This window comes from Pseudomonas yamanorum (genome assembly GCF_013386765.1).
Taxonomy (GTDB): Bacteria; Pseudomonadota; Gammaproteobacteria; order Pseudomonadales; family Pseudomonadaceae; genus Aquipseudomonas; species Aquipseudomonas yamanorum_A.
In genome coordinates, this window is sequence record NZ_JACARE010000028.1 from 4,933 (window position 1) to 29,878 (window position 24,946).

A 24,946-nucleotide genomic window follows, 5' to 3' on the forward strand; every position below is an offset into this window, starting at 1 on the left:
GCCAGCTCCTACAGGACGGCGGTGGTGCTTGCTGTCACCACTTCCCGCGTCTTCTCCCGCCCCAGCACCAAGCTGCACAACGCCGGCAAGAACAGCAACGTCAATACCGTCCCCACCAGCACTCCGCCAATCAGCACATACGCCAGCGACGACCAGAACACCGATAAAGTCAGCGGAATAAACGCCAACGCCGCCGCCAGCGCAGTCAGGATCACCGGTCGTGCCCGGCGCACCGTGGCCTCGATGATCGCTTCGCGAATCACCATGCCCTGGTCCTGGTTCTGGCGAATCTGGTCGGTAAAGATCAGCGTGTTGCGCATCAGGATCCCGCCAATCCCGATCAGCCCCAATATCGCGTTGAACCCGAACGGTTGGTTGAACAGCAGCAACGTCGGCACCGCGCCGATCAGCCCCAGTGGCGCCGTGGCAAACACCATGAACATCACCCCGAACGAACGCACCTGGAACATGATCACGGTCAACGTCAGCAGGATCATGATCGGGAACAGCGCCGCCAGCGCGACGTTGGCCTTGGCGCTTTCTTCCACCGGGCCGCCGATGACGATCTGATACCCGGCCGGCAGCTTGGCGATCAGCGGCTGCAGGTCCTTGTACACCGCCATTTCCACATCCGGCGGCTGGGTGCCGTCGACAATATCGGCCCGCACTTCCACGGTCAGCGCGCGGTTGCGACGCTTGAGGATCGGTTCTTCCATCACCGCCTGGAAATGCCCGACCTGGGCCAGTGGCACCGACACGCCGGCGCTGTTGGTCAGGGTCATATTGTCTAGGTTGCCGAGGTCTTCGCGCTGGCTGCCCTGGGAGCGGGCGACCACGGAAACGGTGCGATTGCCTTCGCGCACTTCGGTGATCGGGTTGCCGCTGAGCAGGGCGTTGAGCTGGGATTTCACCCCGTCGGGGGTAAAGCCCAGCAGGCGCAGGCGGTCCTGGTCCAGCACCAGGCGATAACTGCTGGCGCGCTCGCCCCAGTCGAGGAAACTGTCCCGGGTGAGTTTGTTGGCGGCGACCACTTGGCGCACGTCTTCAGACAGGCCGCGCAGCACATTCAGGTCGGGACCGGACACGCGAAACACCACGGGGAAGGGCACGGGCGGGCCGAACACCAACTGCGTGACCCGCACCCGTGCCGACGGAAACTCACCCGCCGCGATGCGTTCATCCATGCGCTTTTTCAGCGCGTCCCGGGCGTGGGCGTCGGCGGTCTGCACGATCAGCTTGGCGAAGGCCGGGTCTGGCAACTCCGGGTTCAGCGACAGGAAAAACCGTGGCGCACCGCCGCCGACGTAGGTGTCGACCATCACGGTTTGCGGCTCCTGCATCAGCGCCTTTTCCACCTGTGCGGCCACCGCCTCGGTGCTTTTGAAGGCGCTGCCCGGCGGCATATACACCTCAAGAATCAGCTCGGAACGGTCGGAGTTGGGAAAGAATTGCTTCTTCACCACGCCCATGCCCAGGCCACACAGCACAAAGGCTGCCACCACCAGCCCGGTGACCCACCAGCGGTTGCGCACACAGGCGTCTACCAGGTGGCGCAGTTTCTGGTAATACCGGCCGGCATAAATCGCATCGTGGCCGCCGGCAACCGGCTTGATGTGCGGCAACAGCTTGACCCCCAGGTACGGGGTGAACACCACCGCCACCAGCCACGAAGCAATCAGCGCAAAGCCGACGATCCAGAAGATATTCCCCGCGTATTCCCCGGCGCCCGAGCGGGCAAAACCCACCGGGAGGAAGCCGATAATCGTCACCAGGGTGCCGGTGAGCATCGGCGCGGCGGTGGAGCTCCAGGCGAAAGTGGCCGCGTGAATCCGGTCAAAACCTTCCTCGAGTTTGACCACCATCATCTCGATCGCAATGATCGCGTCGTCCACCAGCAGGCCCAGGGAAATAATCAGTGCACCCAGGGTCACCCGGTCGAATTCGCGGCCGGTCATCAGCATGATCACAAACACGATCGACAAGGTCAGCGGCACCGCTGCGGCCACCACCAGCCCGACCCGGAACCCCAGGGCCAGCAGGCTGATCACCATCACCACCGCGAGGGCGACGAAGAACTTCAGCATGAACTCGTTGACCGCCAGGCTGATGTTTTTCGCCTGGTCGGAGACCTTGGCGAAGTTGACCCCCAGCGGCAGGTCGGCCTGGATTTTCGCCTCCTGGGCCTTGAGGGCCTTGTCCAGTTCCAGGCCGTTCCAGTGCTTCTCCATGATCACCCCGAGCATCAGCGACGGGTCGCCCTGATGGCGGATGCGGTAGCTGGGCGGGTCTTCATAACCCCGGCTGACGGTGGCCACATCGGCGATGCGCAGCAGCTTGCCGTTGGATTCCAACGGCACGTTTTCGATCAGCGCCAGGCTGTCGAAGGCGCCGTCGATTCGGATATACGCACGGGCGCCGGCGGTTTCGACAAAACCCGAAGGCGCCACGGCGTTCTGGGCGGCGAGGGCGGCGAAGATCTGCTCGGGCTTGATGCCCAGGGTGGCGAGGCGTTCATAGGAGAACTCGACAAAGATGCGCTGCGCCTGTTCGCCGAGGATATTCACTTTCTTCACCCCCGGCAGGTTGAGCAGGCCCTGGCGCATGTCCTCGGCCATTTGCACCAGTTGCCGGTGGGGCAGGTGTTCGGCCTCCAACGCGTACAGGGAGAAGTACACATCGGAGTATTCATCGTTGAAAAACGGCCCGATTACGCCCTTGGGCAGCTTCGCGGCTTCGTCGCTGAGCTTCTTGCGGGTCTGGTAGAACAGGTCCTGGATCTCGCTCGGGCGAGTGGACTCCAGGTACGTCATGCGCATCGAGACGAAACCCGGCTGGGCGATGGTCTCGACGCGGTCGTAGTAGTCCAGTTCCTGCAGGCGTTTTTCCAGGCGGTCGGCCACTTGTTCCTGCATTTCCTGGGCGGTGGCGCCGGGCCAGGCGGCGGTGATGGTCATGACCTTGACGGTGAAGGAAGGGTCTTCGGCGCGTCCCAGTTTGCCAAAGGCAAAGACCCCGGCGGCGAGGATCGCGATGATCAGGAACAGCGTGACCGCGCGGTGTTTTACCGCCAGCTCGGAGAGGTTGATACCACGCATTCTCAAGGTTCCTGCCGACGGTTGAGGGCCAATACCTGGGCCGGCAACAGACGTACCGCGTCACCGCTGTGCAGCAGGTGCGCGCCGAGGGCGACCACCACTTGGCCCGGGCTTACGCCGCTGTTCAGCAGGGCATCCTCCTGGCCGAGGCTGGCGACGTTGACCGGGGCGAAGCTGACCTTGTCATCGGTGCCGATTACCCACACACCGGTGCCTTTGCCGGCATCCTGCAAGGCGCCGATGGGCACGCGGGTCTGTTGCGCCTGGCCATCTCCTTGCAGGCGCACGGTGATGGTCGAGCCGAGGGCGAAGCGGTCGACGGGGCCGTGCAATACGTAGCGCGCGCGGTAGGTGCGGGTGGTCGGGTCGGCGCTGGCGGACAGTTCGCGCAATGTGGCGGTCACCGCCTGTTCAGGGGCATCGAAGGGGAACGCCAAGGCCTTTTGCGAGGCCTGGTCGCGCTGGTTTTCCGGCAGGTTGACGATGGCTTCCCGGGCGCCGTCGTGGGCCAGGCGCGCCACCACTTGCCCCTCGGCCACTACTTGGCCGCGGTCCACCCGCACGTCGGTGATGATGCCGTCGCTGTCGGCCCTGAGCACCGAGTAGGTGCGGCGGTTTTCGATCTGGCTGGCGTCGGATTGCGCCGAGGCCAGTTCAGCTTCGGCCACCCGCAGGTTGGTGGCGGACTGGTCGAAAATCTGCCGCGACACTGCGCCGGTGTTGGCCAGGCGCTGGTAGCGGGCTTCGTCATCCCGACGTTGACGCAACTGCGCCTGGGCCGCGATGACGCGGTTTTTTGCCGAGCGCAGGGCCAGTTCGAAGTCGCCGATGTCCAGCACCAGCAAGGTGTCGCCACGGCTCACATGCTGGCCCGGATCCACCTTGCGCTCGATCACCTTGCCGCTGACGCGGAAGCCCAGGTCACTTTCAGTGCGCGCGGCCACCACGCCGGTGTAGGCGCTTTGCTGGCTGCCTGCGGCTTCGACCTTGGCGGCCAACACGGGGCGGGGCAGGGGCGCTTCGGCAACGGGGTCGGCCTGGCTGTTGCAGCCGCTGAGTATGGCCAGCAAGGCCAGGGGCGTGAGAAGACGCAGGGGGAGAGGGTTCATGTCGGGCTCCGTGGGGGCGGGGTGAAAATTACGGTCATAATATTTAACGCCATATTATGATCGAAATATAAAATAATCCAGCCCCCGGGCAGGCGTTCCACTGGTGGGACGATCAGGGCCGGTTTTGCCGGCTAGCGCAAGATTGATAACGGATTTAAGGTGTATCCATTACTGGAGACACATATGAAAAAGATCATCGGCATCTACACCAGCCCGCGCGGTCATTGGGTCGGCGACGGCTTTCCGGTTCGTACGCTGTTTTCCTACGACACCATGGGCAAGCAGATCAGCCCGTTCCTGTTGCTGGATCACGCAGGTCCCGCGGCCTTTACCCCGACCGAACAGCGTCGCGGCGTGGGCCAGCACCCCCATCGCGGCTTTGAGACCGTGACCATCGTCTACAAGGGCGAAGTCGAGCACCGGGATTCCACCGGTGCCGGCGGCACCATTGGCCCGGGCGATGTGCAATGGATGACGGCGGCCAGGGGCATCATTCACGAGGAGTTTCACTCCGAAGCGTTCGCCCGCAGTGGCGGCGCCCTGGAAATGGTCCAGTTGTGGGTCAACCTGCCGGCCAAGGACAAAATGACCGACGCCGGTTACCAGACCATCCTCGACGGTGATATCCCCACGCTGCCCCTGGCCGGCAACGCGGGCAGCCTGCGCCTGATCGCCGGTGAGTTCGACGGGGTCAAGGGCCCGGCGCGTACCTTCACGGCGATCGATGTGTGGGACATGCGCCTCAACGCCGGCAGCCAAGTGACGCTGGACCTGCACGCCGGGCGCAACACTGCGCTGGTGGTATTGCGCGGCTCGGTGCGGATCAACGACACCGACGTGGCGCGGGAAGGGCAGTTGGCGCTGTTTGAGCGCGATGGCACGCAACTGCGCCTGGAGTCCAGCGACGACGCCATGGTGTTGCTGCTCAGCGGCGAACCGATTGACGAGCCGATCGTCGGCCACGGCCCGTTCGTGATGAACACCGAGCAGGAAATCCACCAGGCGTTTGCCGACTATCAGTCCGGTCAATTCGGGCAGATGCAGCGCTGACCCCCTGTAGGCGCTGGCTTGCCTGCGATCGCATCACCTCGGTGTCTCTGATAAGCCGAGGTGCCTGCATCGCAGGCAAGCCAGCTCCCACATTTTGTTTGCGGCGTTCTCATTTCATGCGATCTTCATGGCATTCGCCCTGGAGTCGCCTGGATGCCCTCATTTATCTCCGATCACCCGATGTTCTGCGCCCTGGCGCTGGTGCTGATCGACATCGCCGTATGGCGCCTGATCTCTGCCGATTTTGGCAATTGGAAGCTGGTGGCGCGCGTGGTGATCTTCGCGGTGTTCAGCGCCGTGTTGTTCAACGAAGGCATGAACCCGATGCAGGTCGCGCCGTATGGCGACAATGTGGCGCTGCACCTGGCGGCCACGGCGTTCCAGATCGGCTGGTGGCTGTTTGCGGCGCGCACCCTCACGGTATTGCTCGGCGCGGTGATGATGCAGCGGGTCGGCCACACCGGGCGGCTGTTGCAGGACCTGGTGGGTGCGGTGATCTTCCTGATCGCGATCATCGCGGCCATGGCCTACGTGCTCGACCTGCCGGTCAAGGGCGTGCTGGCCACCTCCGGTGCGGTGGCGATCATCGTCGGCCTGGCGTTGCAAAGCACCTTGAGCGATGTGTTTTCCGGCATTGTCCTCAACACTACCAAGCCCTACCAACTGGATGACTGGATCTCTATTGACGGCACTGAAGGCCGGGTGATCGATATCGACTGGCGTGCCACCCAGCTGCAAACCTCCCAGGGCAGCCTGGCGGTGGTGCCCAATTCATTGGCGGCCAAGGCCAAGATCATCAACTTCTCGCGCCCGGCGGATATGTTTGGCTTGTCGGTCAGCCTGCAAGTCAGTCCCCATGCGCGGCCGCAAACCGTGCTGGATGCGCTGGAGCGGGCGATGCAGGGGTGTCGGCCGCTGCTGGCGAAGCCGGCGCCGAGTGTGGCGTTCAAGACGTCGGCCAGTGGTGGCGTGGAGTATGAGATCAGTGGGTTTGTGCCGGCGATGACGCTCAAGCGTGAGGTGCGTAATCAGCTTTATGATTTGGCGTTCCGGCATTTGCAGGCGGCCGGGGTGAGTTTGTTGTCGGCGGCCGAGAGCAATGCGCCGGTGGCGGTGTCGCGGGCGCGGGCGTTGTTGGAGAGTTCTTCGATTTTCTCGACGTTGCGTCAGGATGAGAAGGAGACGTTCAGCCAGAACATGACGCTGCAAACCTTCCGTGCCGGGGAGATGATTTTGCCGGCCGGGGAGGTGAGTGATCATTTGTTTATCATCGAATCGGGGGTGATTTCGGTGATGTTGACCAAGGCCGGGCACAAGTTTGAAGCCGGACGGATGGGGCCGGGGGAGGTGATTGGCGAGGCGGGGATTCTGTCGGAGCAGGGCGTGCCGGCGGACTTTTCGGCGAAGACGTTTTGCACGTTGTACCGGATTGAGAAGGAGTATCTGAAGCCTTGTTTGGATGCTCGGCATGACATCAGCGAGGCGATGAAGAGTTTGTTGGATTTCCGCTTGCATGCGGCTCAGAGTTTGACGCAGGAGGCGCCGGTGGTGCCGGTCAAGAAGGGGTTCATGCAGTGGCTGCGAAGTCGGGCTTGATCCAGCAGGACCGAGCCCGACGTGACATTACACGGGGGCCAGCGGCGTGAGAGGTGCCTTGGAGATTGTCGGGTTTTCGGGCGGCGGGGCGGCAGTCGAAGCGATGGACGGTTTCGCGCTGCCCTGGACCTCGGTCCGTTCGCCAAAGGTCTTTTGGACGGCAGGGGTGAATACGTCGCCATTTTTTTTCACCGGTTCATCCCGCGTGGCAGCTTGCGGTTTCTCCTCGAGGGTTGCCTCAAGCGCCTTGGTCGCTCCATAGGCGGCACCTCCGCTCACCGCGCCCAAGCCAATGGCTTTCAAAATCGGTATCGCAATACTGCCCAAAAGCCCCAAGATAGCGCCCATAAGTCTTTCCTCTCATTCAGTTTTTCCATCGCGGTCTCATGCCCGCTCGTTCCTCTGTGTCAAAAACAATCCCCGCAGTTCCAACTCCCTCTTGCACCGGCCCCATTTCCTTGCTAGTTTCTCGCAAAATGTTAACGATAACATTTGCTCTAAAAATAAAAACAAAACAGAGATCTCAACCATGAAAATGCTTCCGAAAACCCTGTGTTTGTTGGCTTTAGGCATCAATCTCGGCATCGTCGGCCTGGCGTACGCCGACACCAAACCCGCGCCCATCCGCATCGGCGCGTCCTTCCAGGAAATCAACAACCCTTACTTCGTCACCATGAAAGACGCCTTGCAGGAAGCCGGGGCGACCATCGGTGCGCAGTTGATCATCACCGACGCCCGCCACGACGTGTCCAAGCAGGTCAGCGACGTCGAAGACATGCTGCAAAAGGGCATCGACATCCTGCTGATCAACCCCACCGACTCCGTTGGCGTACAGTCCGCCGTCAAGTCCGCCCACGCCGCCGGCGTAGTGGTGGTAGCGGTGGACGCCCAGGCCGAAGGCCCGCTGGACTCCTTCGTCGGTTCGAAAAACTTCGACGCCGGCTTCCAGGCCTGTGAATACCTGGCCAAGAACATCGGCGACAAAGGCAATATCGCGATCCTCGACGGCATCGCCGTGGTGCCGATCCTGGAGCGCGTGCGCGGTTGCAAAGAGGCCGTGGCCAAGCACCCGGACATCAAGATTGTGAGCATCCAGAACGGCAAGCAGGAACGTGACCAGGCGCTGACCGTCACCGAAAACATGCTGCAGGCCCAGCCCACTCTCAAGGGCATTTTCAGCGTCAACGACAACGGCTCCCTCGGTGCGCTCTCGGCCATCGAAGCCAGCGGCCTGGACGTCAAACTGGTGAGCGTCGACGGCGCGCCGGAAGCAATCAAGGCGATCCAGAAGCCCGGCAGCAAGTTCATCGCCACCTCCGCGCAATACCCGCGTGACCAGATTCGCCTGGCCCTGGGCATCGCCCTGGCCAAGAAGTGGGGCTCGCAAGTGCCGGCCACGATCCCGGTGGACATCACCCTGATCGACCAGGCCAAGGCCAAGGACTTCAGCTGGTAAACCGCCCAGGCCCCACGCCAGGCGTGGGGCACAGGTCATCCATCTGAATGCGAGGTCGGCGGTATGAGCAGTCTTCTGAAGCTGGAAAATATCTGTAAGCGCTACCCGGGGGTGCAAGCCCTCAAGGCGATCAACCTGGAAGTACAGCGCGGCGAGATTCATGCCTTGCTCGGGGAAAACGGCGCAGGCAAATCGACCCTGATGAAAATCCTGGGCGGGGTAGAGCATCAGGACGAAGGGCAGATCCTGATCGACGGCCAGGCCCGGCAGTTCGCGACTTATCGTGATGCGATTGCCGCCGGCATCGGCATTGTGTTCCAGGAATTCAGCCTGATTCCCTACCTCACGGCGGTGGAAAATATCTTCCTCGGCCATGAGCTGAGCAACCGCTTTGGCCTGTTGCGCAAGCGCGAAATGGTCGAGGCGAGCGAGGCGTTGTTCAAGCGCCTTGGCGTGAGCATCGACCTGCAATGCGCGGTCAAGCACCTGAGCGTGGCCGAGCAGCAGTTTGTCGAGATCGCCAAGGCGCTGGCCCTGGATGCGCGGCTGTTGGTGCTCGACGAACCCACCGCCACCCTCACGCCCAGTGAAGCCGAGCTGCTGTTCGAGATCATGCGCGAACTCAAGCGCCAGGGCGTGGCGGTGATTTTTATCTCCCACCACCTGGAAGAGATTTTCCAGGTGTGCGACCGCATCAGCGTGCTGCGTGACGGCGGCAATGTGGGCGTCACCGATGTGGCCGACAGTGATATCGACCGCCTGGTGGAAATGATGGTGGGGCGCCGCCTGGAATGCAGCTTTCCGCCCAAACCCACCGCCGAACGCGGGCCGCTGTTGCTGGAGGTCAAGGACATCCAGCTGGTGCGCAACGGGCCCCACAACCATTTTGAATTGCACAAGGGCGAGATTCTCGGCTTCGCCGGCCTGGTGGGTTCCGGACGTACCGAATTGGCCCTGGGCATGATGGGCGCGCTGCCGTCGGTGAGCAAAGAGGTGTGGCTGCGGGGTGAAAAAATCACTCTCGACGACCCGGCCCAGGCCTTGGCCCACGGCATCGGCCTGCTGCCGGAAAGCCGCAAGAGCGAAGGGCTGATCACCGATTTCAGCATTCGCGAAAACATCTCCCTCAACAACCTGCCCAAATACCAGAACGCCAGCGGCCTGATCGACAAGGACAAGGAGTGCGCCAGCGTCGAAGCCCTGATGCGCCAACTGTCGATCAAGGCCCCCAGCGGCGAGAGCCGGGTATTCAACCTCAGCGGCGGCAACCAGCAGAAAGTCGTGATTGCCCGCTGGATCAACCATCACTGCGACGTGCTGGTATTCGACGAACCCACCCGTGGCATCGACGTCGGCGCCAAGGCGCAGATCTACGCACTGATGCGCAGCCTCACCGAACAAGGCTACGCAATCATCATGATTTCCTCGGAACTGCCGGAAGTCATCGGCATGTGCGACCGCGTCGCCGTGTTCCACAAGGGCGCCATCGTCAAGGTACTGGAAGCGTCTGCCGTCAATCCTCAAGAGGTCATGCGCCATGCAACAGGGGGCTCAAGTGAATATGTCCATTAATGCCGTGACGCCTGGCCGGCTGCGCCTGAACCTGGCGCGGTTGATTCGCTCGCCGGCGTTTTATCCCTTTGTGGGGCTGGTGGTGGTGACGTTGGTGATGATCTTCGCCAGCGACAATTTCCTCACCGCCAGCAACCTGTCGAACATCGCGCGCCAGGTGTCGATCAACGCGATTATCGCGGTGGGCATGACCTGCGTGATTCTCACCGGCGGCATCGACTTGTCGGTGGGCCCGGTGATGGCCTTGTCCGGCACCTTGACCGCCGGCCTGATGGTGGCGGGCTTGCCGCCGGGCCTGGCGATCGGCGCCGGGATGCTGATCGGCGTGGCTTTCGGCATCGGCAATGGGTTGTTCGTTGCCTACCTGCACATGCCGCCGATTATCGTCACCCTGGCGACCATGGGCATCGCCCGCGGGTTCGGCCTGATGTACACCGACGGCTACCCGATTTCCGGGCTGCCGGAGTGGTTCGGGTTCTTTGGCCGCGAAAGCCTGTTCGGCATTTCGGTGCCGATCCTGATCATGCTGGTGACGTACCTGGCGGCCTATGTGCTGCTGCAACACACGCGCATCGGCCGCTATATCTACGCGATTGGCGGCAACGAGGAAGCGGTGCGCCTGTCCGGTGTGCGGGCGGCGCGCTTCAAGTTGCTGGTGTATGGCATCAGCGGGTTCACCGCAGCGATTGCCGGGCTGGTGCTGACCTCGCGCTTGATGAGCGGCCAGCCGAATGCCGGGGTGTCGTTCGAACTCGACGCGATTGCCGCCGTGGTCCTGGGCGGCGCCTCGATTGCCGGCGGGCGCGGGGTGATTGTCGGCACCTTGCTCGGCGCCATGTTGCTGGGGGTGTTGAACAACGGCTTGAACATGCTCGGGGTCTCGCCCTACGTCCAGAGCGTGATCAAGGGCGGGATCATTTTGCTGGCGATCTTCATCAGCCGTCAGCGCCACAAGTAAACCGGTTATCTCCACGCGGCCATGGCGGCCGCGATGGGTTCTCTCATGCTCAAGAAAGGTCCGCACATCATGGAAAAGCACAACGAAATGCAAGCCGTCGTCTGCCACGGCCCGAAAGACTACCGCCTGGAACGCATCAGCAAACCCCAGGCGCGGGTCAATGAACTGGTGATTCGTATCGCCGCCTGCGGCATCTGCGCCAGTGACTGCAAATGCCACTCGGGCGCGGCGATGTTCTGGGGCGGCGACAACCCGTGGGTCAAGGCGCCGGTGGTGCCGGGGCACGAGTTTTTCGGCTACGTGGTGGAAGCGGGCGAGGGCGCCGAGGAGCACTTTGACGTGAAGGTCGGCGACAAGGTGATCGCCGAGCAGATCGTGCCGTGTGGCAAGTGCCGCTTCTGCAAGTCCGGCAAGTACTGGATGTGCGAGGTGCACAACATCTTCGGCTTCCAGCGTGAAGTCGCCGAAGGCGGCATGGCCCAGTACATGCGCATTCCCAAGACGGCCATCGTGCACAAGATTCCGGAGTCGGTGTCCCTGGAAGACTCGGCGCTGATCGAGCCGATGTCCTGTGCGATTCACACCGTCAACCGCGGTGAGATCCAGCTGGATGACGTGCTGGTGATCGCCGGTGCCGGCACCCTGGGCCTGTGCATGGTGCAGGTGGCGGCGCTGAAGACGCCGAAGAAACTGGTGGTGATCGACATGGTGGACGAGCGTCTGGAACTGGCGAAAAAGTTCGGTGCCGACGTGGTGATCAACCCGTCCCGGGACAACGCCCGGGAGATCATCAACGGCCTGACCGACAACTACGGCTGCGACGTGTACATCGAAACCACCGGCGTGCCGGCGGGCGTCACCCAGGGCCTGGAGTTGATCCGCAAGCTGGGGCGTTTCGTCGAGTTCAGCGTGTTTGGCGCCGAGACCAGCGCCGACTGGTCGATCATCGGTGACCGTAAGGAGCTGGACGTGCGCGGCGCGCACCTGGGGCCGTATTGCTACCCGGTGGCCATCGATCTGTTCGAGCGCGGCCTGCTGACGTCCAAGGGCATCGTGACCCATGACTTCGGGCTGGACAGCTGGGCCGAGGCCTTTGAGCTGGCCAACTCGACCAAGTCGATCAAGGTGCTGTTGAAGCCGGTGGTCTGAGATGAACTACGTGATGGGTGTGGACATCGGCACGCAAAGCACCAAGGCGCTGCTGGTGGATGCCGACGGTACGATCATCGCCCAGCACAGCCAGGGGTATCGCGTGGATACCCCAAAAGTGCGCTGGGCCGAGCAGTGGCCGCAGGTCTGGCTGGATGCGGTGGAGACATGCGTCGCCCAGTGCATGGCCAAGGCTGGCGTGGCGAAAGAGCAGGTCAAGGCGCTGTGCATCAGCAGCCTGTACGGCGGCTCGGGAATTGCCGTGGATGCGCAGATAACGCCGCTGCACCCGTGCCTGATCTGGATGGACCGGCGCGCGGGCGAGCAGGTGGAGTGGGTGCGCGAGCATGTGGACCTGGAGCGGCTGTTTGCGGTCACCGGCAACTCGGTGGACAGCTACTACGGCTTCACCAAGATGCTCTGGCTCAAGCAGCACCAGCCGCAGGTGTGGGCCAACACCCGCTACCTGCTGCCGCCCAACAGCTACATCAACTGGTGCCTGAGCGGCGAGTTGGCGGTGGATCACAGCAGCGCCGGCAATATCGGCGGCGTCTACGATGTGGCGCAGCGGGGCTGGTCGGCCGAGATGCTGGCGGCGCTGGAGATTCCCCTGGCGATGATGCCGGAGCGTCTGCTGTATTCCGGTGAAGTGGTCGGCGGCTTGCTGGAGGCCTGGGCACCGCGATTGGGCTTGCAGGCGGGCACGCCGATCCTGGCCGGGGGCGTGGATGCGGCCATGGCGACCCTGGCCGCCGGAGTGACCCGGCCGGGCAACCATGTGGCGATGATCGGCACCAGCATGTGCTGGGGTTATCTCAATCAGCAGGTGGATGCGCGGCATGGCCTGGTGAGCATGCCCCATGTCTATAACGGCCACCGCGACCTGTACATCTTCGGCGGGGCGATCACGGCCGGGGCGTCGGTGAGCTGGTTCCGCGAACAGTTCTGCCAGGCCGAAGAGCAACAGGCGAAGGACACGGGCCAGGACAGCCTGTGGCTGCTGGAGCAGAGCGCCGCGAAGATCCCGGCGGGCAGTGAAGGGCTGTTGTTCCTGCCGTACCTCATGGGCGAACGCAGCCCGGTGTGGGATGACCGGGCCAGCGGCAGTTTTGTCGGCTTGAACCTGTATCACAGCCGTATCCACCTGTACCGCGCGGTGCTTGAAGGGGTGAGTTTTGCCCTGCGGCACAACATCGAGGCGGGGACTCGTGGGGCGCATTCCCTTGATCCTCGCCTGATTGTGGTGGGCGGGGCGAGCCATTCGGATTTGTGGATGCAGATTATTGCGGACATCACCCATTACCCGGTCTACACCATCGTGCAAGAGGTGGAGGCGGCGTTGGGCGCGGCGTTGCTGGCGGCCCATGCGGTGGGGTTGGTGGATGACCGGGAGATGGAGAAGGGCTGGGTGCAGCTGGAGCTGCGGGCGGAGCCGGAGGCGGGGAATGTCGGGGTATATGACCGGGCGTTTGCCTGTTATCTGGCGCTGTATCCGGCCTTGAAACCGGTGATGCACAGCTTGCAAAACGCTTAAGCGAACACCGATTAAAAATGTGGGAGCTGGCTTGCCTGCGATGGCGGTGCATCAGTACCAAGTGGGCTAAATGACCCACCGCTATCGCAGGCAAGCCAGCTCCCACATTGGATCTCCATTGTCTTTTGGAATAGTTGCCATGAACGCTATTTTTGACTTCTCCGAGCAGCGCATCCTCGTCACCGGCGCCAGCAGCGGCATCGGCCGGGAAATTGCTCTCCAACTGATCGCCAGCGGTGCCGAGGTTTTCGCCCTGGGCCGCGACGCCCAGGCCCTGGCCCAACTCGGCTGCGAAACCCTGTGCCTGGACATCGCCAACAGCGCCGCCCTGGACCTGGCCCTGCAAGGCCTGCCGCCGATGCACGGCCTGGTCAACTGCGCCGGCATCTCTCGCCTGGAACCCGCCGCTGCCATCAGCGCCGAAGCCTTCGACCAGGTGATGCACGTCAACGCCCGCGCTGCGGCCCAGGTCGCCAGCCGTATCGCTGCCGCGATGATCGAAGCCAGGATCGCTGGCAGCATCGTCAACGTCTCCAGCCAGGCTTCACTGGTGGCGCTGGACGATCACCTCGGCTACTGCGCCTCCAAGGCCGCGCTGGACGCCATCACCCGGGTGCAATGCGCCGAATGGGGCCGTTTCGGGATTCGCGTCAACAGCGTCAACCCCACCGTCACTCTCACGCCCATGGCGCAAATGGCCTGGTCGGCGCCCGCCAAGCGCGATCCGGCATTGGCGGCGATTCCCCTGGGGCGGTTTGCCGAAACGGCGGAGGTGGCATTACCGGTGCTGTTCCTGTTGAGCGACGCCGCCAGCATGATCAGCGGCGTCAGCCTACCGATCGACGGTGGCTACACCAGCCGCTAGCCGTTCTCCAGTTTGCCGGCGATCACCACCTTGTCCCGCGGCTTGTGCGGGTCTTCGAGGCGGTCCAGCAGCAGCCGCACCGCGCTGCTGCCGGCCAGCGATGCATCGTGGGCCACGCAGGCAATCGGCACGCCGAAGATATCGGCGAAGGGCAGGCGGTCGATGCCGCAGATGGTCAGGCTGTCGTGGGGGATGTTGTGCATGCGCAACGCACGCAGCGCGCCGAGGGTGATCAACTGGTTGAAGCCCATGATCGCGTCCGGCGCCGAGTGCTCGGCCAGGTAGTCGAGGGTGTGCAGGTAGGAGGGCATCAGCGTGTAGTCGCCGGCGCACACTTCGACGTGCACCTGCGGGTGTTCGGCCAGCACTTCTTGCAGGCCCTTGAGGCGCTCCATGGTGATGCGCGAATGCTCGGGCCCGGTCAGCACCAGCAGGCGCTTGAGATTCGGGGTTTGCCGCACCAGGTACTGCGCCGCCTCGATGCCGCTGTGGTAGTTGTCCAGCACCACGCGGCTGAACGGGCTGTCGTGGATCGTGCGGTCGAGCAGCACCACCGGGGTCTTGCCGTTGCCCAGGCGCTCCAGGTAGTCCGGCTGGTAGCTGGGCTCGTCGGAGACCGGCGACAAAATGATCCCCGCCACGCGGTAGCCCAGCAGGGTGTCGACGGCCTTGCTTTCCAGTTCTTCCAGCTCGTCGGTGTCCACCAGCATGATGGTGTAGCCGTGCTTTTTCGCCTCGCGGGAAATCGCCTTGATCATCTCGCTGTAGAAGGGGTTGTCGACGGAGGCGGTGATCACGCCGATGATCAGGCTTTCGCTGCGCTTGAGCCCGCGGGCGAAGGCGTTGGGCACATAGTCCAGCTCCCGCGCCACCTCGAGAATCCGCGCCAGGGTGGCGGGCTTCACCAGGTCAGGTTTGCTCAACGCCCGGGACACCGTGATGGTGGTCATGTTGACCCGTTTGGCGATGTCGCTGATGGTGACGGACTTTTTCTTGTTCATCGGCAGGGGGCAACCAGGAGAAAACAGTAGGAGGCTAACATGTGCGCCGGATCAAATCACCGGATCCCAGCGCTGCGACCAATCCTTTTCCGCCTCCACCACCGCCCGCAGCAACCCCAGCGCCTGCTGCAAAACCGCCGAATCGCGCTCCCGGGAATACACCAGGTACGTCGGGAAGCTGAACTCCGGCGCCTTGGGCACCCGCTGCATCACGCCGCTGTCCAGGTAGCTCTGCACCACCCGCGTGCGGAAATAGCCGGCGCCGCCATGCTCCAGGATGTACTGCAACGCCAGCGGCCCGAGATTGAAACTCAGGGCGGCGCGGGCCTTGTCCGGCAGGGCTGCGTCATGTTGCTGGCGAAAGCCCTGGCCCCAGTCGATGTACACGTAGGGCTCGGGCCGGGCGGCCAGTTGCACCAGGATCAACTTTTCTTCCAGCACCTGCTCCACCTGCAACCCCGGCCAGTATTGCGGCTGGAACACCAATGCGGCGTCCAGTACGCCCAGCTCCAGTTGGCGCAGCAGGTATTCGCCTTCGCGAATCTCGGTGCGCAAGGCATGGCCGGGAATGTGTTCGCGCAAGGCCTTGGCCCAGCCGAGCATCAACGGGTTGCACAGGCTGACTTCGCCGCCGATGTGCAGCACGTTGCGGTAACCATCGGGCAGTGGCAGGTCGCGGCGGGCGGCTTCCCAGGTCTGGACCAGCTGGTTGGCGTAGATCACGAAGGCCTCGCCGTCCGGGGTCAGGCGGGCACCAGCGCGGTTGCGTACGAACAGGGTGCTGTTGAGCTGGCTCTCGAGGTTTTTGACCCGGGCGGTGATTGCCGTCTGGGTGACGTGCAGCTTCTCGGCCGCCGCGGCGAGGCTGCCGCAGCGGGTGATTTCGAGGAAGGTGCGTGCCAGTTCGATGTCCATGAAACCCCCGGGAGTGAATGGGGGACATTGTAGAGCGATGCAGGAGCGGAGTGCGATCAAATGTGGGAGCTGGCTTGCCTGCGATGGCGGTCGCTCAGCTCGCCCATGTGGCACTGATACACCGCTATCGCAGGCAAGCCAGCTCCCACAGTGATCGTATTTCAGGTTGGGGTTTTGGGTGTTTGCAGATGCTCGGTCGGGAAAGCCTTGGCATACGCCTGGCAAACCCTCAGTACCTGATGATCAGCAAACCGCGCGCCCACCACATGCAACCCCACCGGCAACCCGTTCGCCGCCAACCCGCACGGCACCGACGCCGCCGGTTGCTGGGTCAGGTTGAAGGGATAGGTAAACGGCGTCCACTCCATCCATTCCCCAAGCCCCGAACCCGGTGGCACGTTGTGCCCGGCCTCGAATGCGGTGATCGGCATCATCGGCGAAACCAGCACATCGTAATGCTCATGGAACGCCGCCATGCGCGCCACCAGGGCCGCCCGGGCTTCCAGTGCGGCGCTGTAGTCGCTGAGGCTGATCTGCTCGCCCAGTTGCGCAATGCGCAGCAACCCCGGGTCCATCAGTTGCCGCTGGGCATCGCTCAACGGCCCGGCCAGGCGCGCCGCACCGGCAAACCACAGGGTATTGAACACCTCCAGCGGATCGCTGAACCCCGGATCAATCTGTTCAACCTGGGCCCCCAACTGCGCCAGGCCTTCGACCGCCTGGGCGACGACTTTGGCCACTTGCGGGTCCACATCCACGTAGCCAAATGCGGGACTATAAGCGACGCGAAGGCCCTTCAAATCGGCCCCGGCGTGCAACCATGGCGTGGTCCGTGGCGCGCCGATCAAACCGTCCCGCGCATCCGGCTGGGCGATGGTTTGCAGCATCAGCACCGAGTCTTCCACGGTGCGGGTCATCGGCCCCAGGTGCGACAGAATGGTCATCGAACTGGCCGGCCATTGCGGCACATAACCGAAGGTCGGCTTGATGCCGAAAGTGCCGGTGAACGCGCAGGGAATCCGGATCGAGCCACCGGCATCGCTGCCCTGGTGCAGCACGCCCAGGTTCAAGGCCGCCGCCGCACCGGCACCACCCGACGAACCGCCCGCCGTCATGCGCGTGTCCCACGGGTTGCGGGTAATCCCATACAGCGGGTTATCGGTGACGCCTTTCCAGCCGAATTCCGGTGTGGTGGTCTTGCCCAGCAGCACCGCGCCGGCCTTGCGCATAAAGGCCGAGAAGGGCGCATCCACATCCCACCGGCCTTCGGCAGATGTGGTGCGCGAGCCTTTGCGCGTCGGCATGCCGATGGTCTGCGTCAGGTCCTTGATGGAGGAGGGCACCCCGTCCAGCGCCCCGCACGGCTGGCCCTTGAGCCAGCGCTGTTCCGAATCCCGGGCCGCCTTCAAGGCACCTTCCGGGTCGACGTGGCAGTAGGCGTTGACCGCGGGGTTATAGCGTTCGATGCGCAGCAGGGCGTCTTCGGTGACTTCCACCGGCGACAGGCTTTTATCCCGGTAGCGAGCCAGCAGTTCAACGGCTGTCAGGTTGGCGATATCCGTCATGCCGCTTTACCTCCTTGCGCCGCGTTGACCATGGCCCGCAGCAGCACTGCGCAGCCCGCCGCCAGGTCATCCGGTGCGGCGTTTTCGATTTCGTTGTGGCTGATGCCGCCTTCGCATGGCACAAAAATCATCCCGGCCGGGCCCAGTTCGGCGACGAAGATCGCGTCATGCCCGGCGCCGCTGACGATGTCCATATGGCTCAGGCCCAGGGCGCTTGCACCGTCGCGCACCGCGTTGACGCAGGCGGGGTTGAAGTCCAGCGGCGGGAAGTCGGCGGTGGGGGTCAGCTCAAAGCTCAAGCCGTGTTGCTCGGCGCTGGCTTCGATCACCTGGCACACTTCGTCGACCATGGCCTGCAGCTTGTCGGCGTGCAGGTGGCGCAGGTCGATGGTCATGTGCACCTGGCCGGGAATCACGTTGCGCGAGCCGGGGTGCAAGCTCAGGCAGCCGACAGTGCCGCAGGCGTGGGGTTGTTGCTCGTGGGCGATGCGGTTCACTGCGCTGACCACTTGCGCGGCGCCCACCAGGGCATCCTTGCGCAGGCGCATCGGCGTGGGGCCGGCGTGAGCTTCGACGCCGGTGAGGGTCAGGTCGAACCACTTCTGGCCCAGGCAGCCCATGACCACGCCAATGGTGGTGGCCTGGTCTTCCAGCACCGGGCCTTGTTCGATATGCGCCTCGAAATACGCGCCTACCGGGTGGCCCAGTACCGCACGGGAACCTGCATAGCCGATGCGCTGCAATTCGGCGCCCACCGACAGGCCTTGCTCATCCTGCTTGTCGAGGGTCTCCTGCAAGTCGAACTTACCGGCGAACACTCCGGAACCCATCATGCACGGCGGGAAACGCGAGCCTTCTTCGTTGGTCCACACCACCACTTCGATGGGTGCTTCAGTCTCTATATTCAAATCGTTGAGGGTGCGGATCACTTCCAGTCCGGCCATCACGCCATAGCAGCCATCGAACTTGCCGCCGGTAGGCTGGGTGTCGATATGGCTGCCGGTCATCACCGGCGCCAGTGCCGGATTGCGCCCGGCGCGGCGGGCAAAGATATTGCCGATGGCGTCGACGCTGACGCTGCACCCGGCGGCCTCGCACCATTGCACAAACAGGTCGCGGGCCTGGCGGTCGAGGTCGGTGAGGGCCAGGCGGCACACGCCGCCCTTGGGCGTGGCGCCGAGGCGGGCGAGGTCCATCAGCGATTGCCACAGGCGTTCGCGGTTGATCAGCGGGGCATTGCTCTGGAGCGGTTGCGCAAAACTATTCATCAGCAGTCTCCGGTCAGGCACTCAGGGCCAGGTAACGGTTCTTGATCGTCGGGTCGGCGCGGAAGGCTTCGGCACTGCCTTCGTACACCACGCGGCCCTGTTCGAGGACGTAATGACGGTCGGCGAGCTTGTCGCAGACCATCAGGTTCTGTTCCACCAGCAGCACCGGCAGCCCGTCTTCCTTGACCTTGCGCAGGATCTTCACCAGCTCGTCGACGATCACCGGCGCGAGGCCTTCGGTGGGCTCATCGAGGATCAGCAGCTTGGGATCGTTAAGCAGGGCGCGGGCGATGGCGAGCATCTGTTGCTCACCGCCCGACAGCGCGTGGCCGGCGTTTTTGCGGCGCTCCTTGAGGCGCGGGAACATGCCGTACACGTCTTCCATCTGCCATCGGCTGGTCTTGCGCACCGCGATGCGCAGGTTTTCCTCGACGGTGAGCAGGCGGAAGATCCCGCGGTTCTCCGGCACCAGCGCCAGGCCCTGGCGCGCGATTTCGAAGATTTTCTGCCCCACCAGCGGCTGGCCGTTGAAGTGAATCTGGCCCTGGCGCGGGCAGATGATCCCGAGGATGCTGCGCAAGGTCGTGGTCTTGCCGGCGCCGTTGCGCCCCAGCAGGGTCACCAGTTCGCCGGGGTTGACGGTCAGGGACACGCCTTCAAGGACGTGGCTCTTGTCGTAGTAGGAATGGATATTGTCGACGGTCAGCATCAGGCGGCTTCTCCCAAATAGGCGGTGCGCACGCGCTCGTCGGCGCGCACGAATTCCGGTGTGCCTTCCACAAGGATCTGGCCGTGGCTCATCACGGTGATGCGTTGGCTGATGGACATGACGATGCTCATGTTGTGCTCGATCAACAGCACCGTATGGTCGCGGCCGAGGTCGCTGATCAGTTGGGTCATGATCGGAATGTCGTCGATGCCCATGCCCGAGGTGGGCTCGTCGAGCATCAGCAGCTTGGGTTTGGAGCAGATCGACATACCGACCTCCAGCACCCGCTGCTGGCCGTGGGACAGCTCGCCGGCCAGGGTGTCGGCGCGGGCGGTGAGTTGCAGGCGTTCCAGCACCTGGTCGGCCATCTCCAGGTGCTCGCGCTTGCTGTCGACCCGGCGCCAGAAGTTCAGGGCGCGGGCGCCGTCGCGGCCCTGGGCGGCCAGGCGCAGGTTCTCGCGCACGCTGAGGTTCTGGAACAGGCTGGTGAGCTGGAACGAACGGGCCATGCCCAGGCCTACGCGACCATGGGCCGGCTTGCGCATCAGGTTCTTGCCGTCGAAATGAATCGCCCCGGCGGTGGCCTGGCGCTCGCCGGTCAGGCAGTGGAACAGGCTGGTCTTGCCGGCGCCATTGGGGCCGATGATGGTGTGGATGGTGCCGGCTTGCACCTTGAGATTGACGCCGTTCACCGCGTGGAATGCGCCGTAGGCCAGTTCCAGGTTCTTGGTTTCCAACAGGATGCTCATGACAGCTTCTCCTTGGTCACAACGTCGGCCTTGCGGCTGCCGCGCACACGTTCGAACAGCGTCGACAACCCGCCCCACAACCCGCCGCGCATGAAGATCACCACCAGGATCAGGATCACCCCCAGCAGCATCAGCCAGCGTGGCCACAGGTCGGAGAGGAAGTCCCCCAGCAGCACGATGGAACCGGCGCCCAGCAAGGAGCCGAACAGCGAGCCGGTACCGCCGACGATGGTCATGATCAGGATGTTTTCGGACATCGCCAGGTCGATATTCGACAGCGGCACAAAGTGCAGCAGCATCGCGTACAGCGCCCCGGCGATCCCGGTGACGGCGCCGGACAACACGAACACCAGGATCTTGAAGTGACGGGTGTCGTAGCCGATGGCCGAGGCCCGGGTTTCGTTTTCGCGGATCGCCATCAGCGTGCTGCCGAACGGCGAGGCGATCACCCGGCGCGCACCGATGAAGATCAGCAGGAACAGCACCGCGACAAAACCATAAAACGCGCGGGCATCGGTAAGGGACAACAGCACCGTGTCACCGATGCGGATTTCCGGGCGCGGGACGCTGAGCAGGCCGTTGTCGCCGCCGGTCCAGTCGCTCAGGGTGTAGGCGACGAAGTAGGCCATCTGGCTGAAGGCCAAGGTCAGCATCACGAAGTAAATGCCGGTTCGGCGGATCGCCAGGGCGCCCACCAGAAACGCCAGGAAACCACCGGCGACGGCGGCGCCCAGCAGTGCGCTGAACAGGCCGAGTTGCAGATGAATCATCAACAACGCCGCGCAGTAGGCGCCGGCCCCGAAGAAGATGCCTTGGCCGAATGACAGCAGCCCGGTGTAACCCAGCAACAGGTTGCAGGCGAGGGCGGCCATGGCAAAGATCAGGATCTCGGTGGCCAGGGTCGCCGAGGGCAGAATCAACGGCAGGCCGATCAATACCGCCAGCACCAACAGCAGCATGTAGCGCGACTGGGTCTTGGCGAACGGCAGGGGATTTTTCTCGCTCATGTCAGGCTCTCCCGAACAGGCCGTAAGGACGCACCAGGATCACCACGGCCATCGCACCGTAGATCATCAGGCTCGCGCCCTGGGGCCAGAGTGTGGTCATCAGGCTCTGCACCACGCCGACCAGCAGGCCGCCGACCAGTGCACCGCTGAAGGAACCCATGCCACCGATCACCACCACCACGAAGGCCACGCCAAGGATTTCCGGACCGACAAAGGGTTGGGCACCGCGCAACGGGGCGAACAGCACACCGGCGACGCCGGCCAGGGCCACGCCGAGGGCAAAGGTCATGGAGAACAGGCGAAAGATGTTGGTGCCCAGCAGGGACACGGTTTCAGTGCTTTCACTGCCGGCCCGCACCAGGGCACCGAAGCGCGTGCGCTCCAGCAGCAGCCACAGGCCGAGGCCGACGAGGCCGGAGAATACGATCAGGAACAGGCGGTAGTAGGGGTAGACGAAATCACCCACCACCAGCACCCCGCGCAGCAACTCCGGCACGGCGACGCTTTTGCCCACCGGGCCCCAGATCATCACGCTGGCTTCCTGGATGATCAGGGCGATCCCCAGGGTCACCAGGATCTGGAACATGTGCGGCAAGTGATAAATCCGCTGGATCAATAATCGCTCGATCACCCAGGCCAGCGCGGCCACCACCAGCGGCGCGATCAGCAGTGCCAGCCAGAAACTGCCGGTGAGGCTGACGGCGGTGTAGCAGATGTAGGCCCCCAGTAAAAAGAACGCACCATGTGCGAAATTGACGAAGTTCAGCAGGCCGAAAATGATCGTCAAGCCGACCGCGATCAGGAAGTAGATCATCCCAAGGCCCAGGCCGTTGAGAATCTGGAACAGGTAAAGATTAAGCATGCAGGAACCCTCGGCAGGCGGCCGCGTGAGCGGCCCTGCGCAGTGTCACCAGTAGATTTTCAGCGGATCAGCCGAGCACGCAGCCCGTGGCTTCCACCGGCGGGAACGACTGGCCGGAGCTGAGCACCTTGGCCAGGTCGTCCTTGTCGGCCATGTCGCCGGCTGCCTTGCCCACCAGCAGGTAGTAATCCTTGATCACCTGATGGTCGCCGGCGCGGATCGATTCCTTGCCGGTGGGGCCTTCGTAGCTCAGGCCCTGCATGGCCTTGGCCACGGTGGGTCCGTCGAAGCTGCCGGTGGAGATGATGGTTTCGAGCATGACCTTGGTGCTGATGTAGTCAGCGGCCAGCGGGTAGGTGGGGTTGATTCCGTACTTGGCCTTGGTCAGTTTCACCAGGTCGCGGTTGAGCGGGGTGTCGACCTGATGCCAATACTGCGCGCCGAGGTACACGCCTTCCAGCACATCGCTGCCCAGCTCCTGGAACTGATCGAGGCCGGCGGACCACACCAGCAGCACTTTCATGCGTTCCTTGATGCCGAAGTTCACCGCCTGGCGCAGGGTGTTGGACGACTGGCTGCCGAAGTTCAGCAGCACCAGTACGTCGGGTTTGGCGGCGATCGCGTTGGTCAGGTAGCCGGAAAATTCCTGTTCCTGCAGGGAGTGGTAGCTGTTGCCGGCGTGCTCCAGGCCATGTTCGGCCAGCACCGATTTGGCGCCCTCTAGCAAGGCTTCGCCGAACACGTATTGCGGGGTGATGGTGTACCAGCGCTTGGCGTCGGGCAGCAATTTGATCAGCGGCACGAGGGTTTCGCGGATCGCGCCATAGGTGGGGACTGACCAGCGGAAGGTGGCGCTGTTGCAGTCCTTGCCGGTGACTTCATCGGCGCCCACCGGGGTCATGAACACGCCGCCGGCCTTGCTCACTTCCTTGGCGACGGCGAGTGCCGAAGACGACAAGGTGCAGCCCTGGAAGAAGCGTGCGCCGTCCTGCTGGATCGCTTCCTGGACCTTGCGCACGGCCTTGCCGGCGTTGCCTTCGGTGTCGATCACCTTGTAGACCAGCGGGCGACCGAGCACCTCGGGGTGTTGTTCCACCGCGAGGCGTGAACCCATGTCGGCAAATTTGCCATAGCTGGCAAAGGCGCCAGACATGGACTTGAGGCCGTAAAAGGTAAAGGGCTCGGCGGCGAATGCCGAGCGCACACCCAGCGGAAGGCTGAGGGCGGCTGCGGCGGTGAGACTGGCTTTCAACAACGTACGACGCTGCATGGGGTGACTCCCTGGATTAGTTATTGGCAGGAGTGGCAATGGCGATACGGTGGGGCACGGCCTGTGGGCAGGCCTTTTATTTGGATTTTTGGGGGGCTCAGTGGTTGTGATCGAACTCCAGTAGAAAGTGTGGGCTGACTTCACCTTCCAGTGCGGTCATGTGGTGTTCGGCGTCGCACATGTGTTCGTGCATCAGACTGCGTACGCTGGCTTCGTCTTCGGCGCGGAAGGCGATCAGCAGTTGCTTGTGGTAGTCGAGGTTGGCGGCGTCGAATTGTTTGCGCTTGGGTTTGTAGGCTTTTTTCAGGACGACCAGGTCGCGCAACAAGTCGTTGAGGAATTGCGCCATGAAGCTCAGCAGCGGGTTGGGGCAGGCCTTGGCCAGCAGGTTGTGGAATTCCAGTTCGGCGATGCGTTGTTCGCGTTGGCCGGCTTCGCTGTCTTCGGGGGCGCTGCAAAAGTCGACGTTGTCCTGGAGGGCGCGGTAGTCGTCTTCGCTCAGGCGGCCCAGCACGGAGACGGCGAGTTCGACTTCGATGACCTTGCGCAGTTGGTAGACCTGTTCGCCGTCCAGGTGCTGGAAGTGCAGGTAGTTGCGCAGGGCGCGGCTGGCGGGTTCGGTGCCGGCCTGGTTGAGGTAGGCGCCGCCGCTGGGGCCGGTGCGGGTGTTGACCAGGCCTTCGACTTCCAGGGCCTTGAGGGCTTCGCGGGCGGAGCCTTTGGAGCACTGGAAGCTTTCCATCAGCTCGCGTTCGGTGGGCAAGCGGTCGCCGGGTTTGAGGGCATCGGTGACGATGGAGCGCTTGACCGACTCGACGATCACGTCGGAGAGCTTCTGGCGTTTGCGGCGCAACGGGCGGCTTAGCATGGCGGTTGATTGATCCTATTAATGCGCATTAATAGTACTTAATAGGGGTTTGGGGTGGGGCGTCAACGGAGGGGGTCGTTTTTGGTTTGGATGGGTCGTAAATGGGGTGGGTGTGTATATCCGTTATTTAGGTGATGGCTGGTATTGGTTCCGCTCTTACAGCGGCTCACTTTTGAAGAGCGCAAAAGTAAGCAAAACGCTCTTGCCCCACCACTCGGCACCTCGCTAGGGCTCGGTGTGCCAGCGTGGTTTAACGGGGCGCCTAAGATCAAAAGCAGATCAACAGCACAGCGGCCTGAAAGCCGGCTTGAGTGTGGTGAAGCAAAGGCAACATCAAAATCCAAAGCG

At 63.2% G+C, this 24,946-nt stretch carries 21 protein-coding genes; 8 read left to right on the forward strand and 13 right to left on the reverse strand.

The features are described 5' to 3' along the window. Positions 1-8: 8 nt before the first annotated feature. Positions 9-3,095: an efflux RND transporter permease subunit gene (locus tag HX875_RS22490; protein ID WP_177045825.1), complete on the reverse strand. Its 3,087-nt coding sequence runs from the start codon at positions 3,093-3,095 to the stop codon at positions 9-11. 2 nt (positions 3,096-3,097) lie between these two features. Beyond that, positions 3,098-4,204, reverse strand: coding sequence for an efflux RND transporter periplasmic adaptor subunit (locus tag HX875_RS22495; RefSeq protein WP_177045827.1), 1,107 nt, complete (start codon positions 4,202-4,204; stop codon positions 3,098-3,100). A 183-nt stretch (positions 4,205-4,387) separates the two neighbouring features. Between HX875_RS22495 and HX875_RS22500 the strand changes: the two genes are divergently transcribed. Continuing rightward, positions 4,388-5,254: a pirin family protein gene (locus HX875_RS22500; RefSeq protein WP_177045829.1), complete on the forward strand. Its 867-nt coding sequence runs from the start codon at positions 4,388-4,390 to the stop codon at positions 5,252-5,254. 153 nt (positions 5,255-5,407) lie between these two features. Then, complete coding sequence (locus tag HX875_RS22505; protein ID WP_177045830.1) at positions 5,408-6,850, forward strand: mechanosensitive ion channel domain-containing protein; 1,443 nt, start codon at positions 5,408-5,410, stop codon at positions 6,848-6,850. A gap of 27 nt (positions 6,851-6,877) precedes the next feature. Here the strand turns inward: HX875_RS22505 and HX875_RS22510 are convergent, their stop codons facing one another. Beyond that, positions 6,878-7,198, reverse strand: coding sequence for a hypothetical protein (locus tag HX875_RS22510; protein ID WP_177045832.1), 321 nt, complete (start codon positions 7,196-7,198; stop codon positions 6,878-6,880). 181 nt (positions 7,199-7,379) lie between these two features. On the opposite strand from HX875_RS22510, the gene HX875_RS22515 reads away from it, so the two are divergent. The 6 genes from HX875_RS22515 to HX875_RS22540 all read left to right on the forward strand — a co-directional run bounded on the left by HX875_RS22515 (position 7,380) and on the right by HX875_RS22540 (position 14,384). Continuing rightward, the gene (locus tag HX875_RS22515) at positions 7,380-8,306 is read left to right on the forward strand and encodes a substrate-binding domain-containing protein (RefSeq protein ID WP_177045834.1); all 927 of its coding nucleotides are present in this window, start codon (positions 7,380-7,382) and stop codon (positions 8,304-8,306) included. A 63-nt stretch (positions 8,307-8,369) separates the two neighbouring features. Next, positions 8,370-9,878, forward strand: coding sequence for a sugar ABC transporter ATP-binding protein (locus HX875_RS22520; protein ID WP_177045836.1), 1,509 nt, complete (start codon positions 8,370-8,372; stop codon positions 9,876-9,878). Next, positions 9,844-10,836: an ABC transporter permease gene (locus HX875_RS22525; RefSeq protein WP_177045837.1), complete on the forward strand. Its 993-nt coding sequence runs from the start codon at positions 9,844-9,846 to the stop codon at positions 10,834-10,836. Before HX875_RS22520 ends, HX875_RS22525 begins: the two co-directional genes overlap by 35 nt. 69 nt (positions 10,837-10,905) lie before the next feature. Further along, a complete protein-coding gene (locus HX875_RS22530; RefSeq protein WP_177045839.1) occupies positions 10,906-11,985 on the forward strand; it encodes an alcohol dehydrogenase catalytic domain-containing protein in 1,080 nt (359 codons plus the stop codon). Position 11,986: 1 nt separating this feature from the next. Next, on the forward strand, positions 11,987-13,519 hold the full coding sequence (locus tag HX875_RS22535; RefSeq protein WP_177045841.1) for an FGGY-family carbohydrate kinase: 1,533 nt from the start codon (positions 11,987-11,989) through the stop codon (positions 13,517-13,519). 139 nt (positions 13,520-13,658) lie between these two features. Then, complete coding sequence (locus tag HX875_RS22540) at positions 13,659-14,384, forward strand: SDR family oxidoreductase (RefSeq protein ID WP_177045843.1); 726 nt, start codon at positions 13,659-13,661, stop codon at positions 14,382-14,384. Here the strand turns inward: HX875_RS22540 and HX875_RS22545 are convergent. The 10 genes from HX875_RS22545 to HX875_RS22590 all read right to left on the reverse strand — a co-directional run bounded on the left by HX875_RS22545 (position 14,381) and on the right by HX875_RS22590 (position 24,598). Then, positions 14,381-15,385 (reverse strand): LacI family DNA-binding transcriptional regulator, encoded by a 1,005-nt coding sequence (locus HX875_RS22545; RefSeq protein WP_177045845.1) that lies wholly within the window; start codon positions 15,383-15,385, stop codon positions 14,381-14,383. The genes HX875_RS22540 and HX875_RS22545 overlap by 4 nt on opposite strands. Before the next feature lie 51 nt (positions 15,386-15,436). Next, a complete protein-coding gene (locus tag HX875_RS22550) occupies positions 15,437-16,300 on the reverse strand; it encodes a LysR family transcriptional regulator (RefSeq protein ID WP_177045847.1) in 864 nt (287 codons plus the stop codon). A 161-nt stretch (positions 16,301-16,461) separates the two neighbouring features. Beyond that, complete coding sequence (locus HX875_RS22555; RefSeq protein ID WP_177045849.1) at positions 16,462-17,865, reverse strand: amidase; 1,404 nt, start codon at positions 17,863-17,865, stop codon at positions 16,462-16,464. Then, positions 17,862-19,133, reverse strand: coding sequence for a Zn-dependent hydrolase (locus HX875_RS22560; protein ID WP_177045851.1), 1,272 nt, complete (start codon positions 19,131-19,133; stop codon positions 17,862-17,864). The genes HX875_RS22555 and HX875_RS22560 overlap by 4 nt, the downstream gene beginning before the upstream one ends. 13 nt (positions 19,134-19,146) lie before the next feature. After that, positions 19,147-19,842, reverse strand: a complete 696-nt coding sequence (locus HX875_RS22565; protein WP_008430585.1) for an ABC transporter ATP-binding protein — start codon at positions 19,840-19,842, stop codon at positions 19,147-19,149. Further along, positions 19,842-20,591: an ABC transporter ATP-binding protein gene (locus HX875_RS22570; protein WP_010175101.1), complete on the reverse strand. Its 750-nt coding sequence runs from the start codon at positions 20,589-20,591 to the stop codon at positions 19,842-19,844. The genes HX875_RS22565 and HX875_RS22570 overlap by 1 nt, the downstream gene beginning before the upstream one ends. Beyond that, complete coding sequence (locus tag HX875_RS22575; RefSeq protein WP_177045853.1) at positions 20,588-21,598, reverse strand: branched-chain amino acid ABC transporter permease; 1,011 nt, start codon at positions 21,596-21,598, stop codon at positions 20,588-20,590. Before HX875_RS22575 ends, HX875_RS22570 begins: the two co-directional genes overlap by 4 nt. A gap of 1 nt (position 21,599) precedes the next feature. Then, positions 21,600-22,460 carry a branched-chain amino acid ABC transporter permease gene (locus HX875_RS22580; protein ID WP_003215751.1) on the reverse strand — a complete coding sequence of 287 codons (861 nt, stop codon included), beginning with the start codon at positions 22,458-22,460 and terminating at the stop codon, positions 21,600-21,602. Positions 22,461-22,527: 67 nt separating this feature from the next. Beyond that, positions 22,528-23,730 carry an ABC transporter substrate-binding protein gene (locus HX875_RS22585; protein WP_177045855.1) on the reverse strand — a complete coding sequence of 401 codons (1,203 nt, stop codon included), beginning with the start codon at positions 23,728-23,730 and terminating at the stop codon, positions 22,528-22,530. A 97-nt stretch (positions 23,731-23,827) separates the two neighbouring features. Continuing rightward, the gene (locus HX875_RS22590) at positions 23,828-24,598 is read right to left on the reverse strand and encodes a FadR/GntR family transcriptional regulator (RefSeq protein WP_177045857.1); all 771 of its coding nucleotides are present in this window, start codon (positions 24,596-24,598) and stop codon (positions 23,828-23,830) included. Between the last annotated feature and the right edge of the window lie 348 nt (positions 24,599-24,946).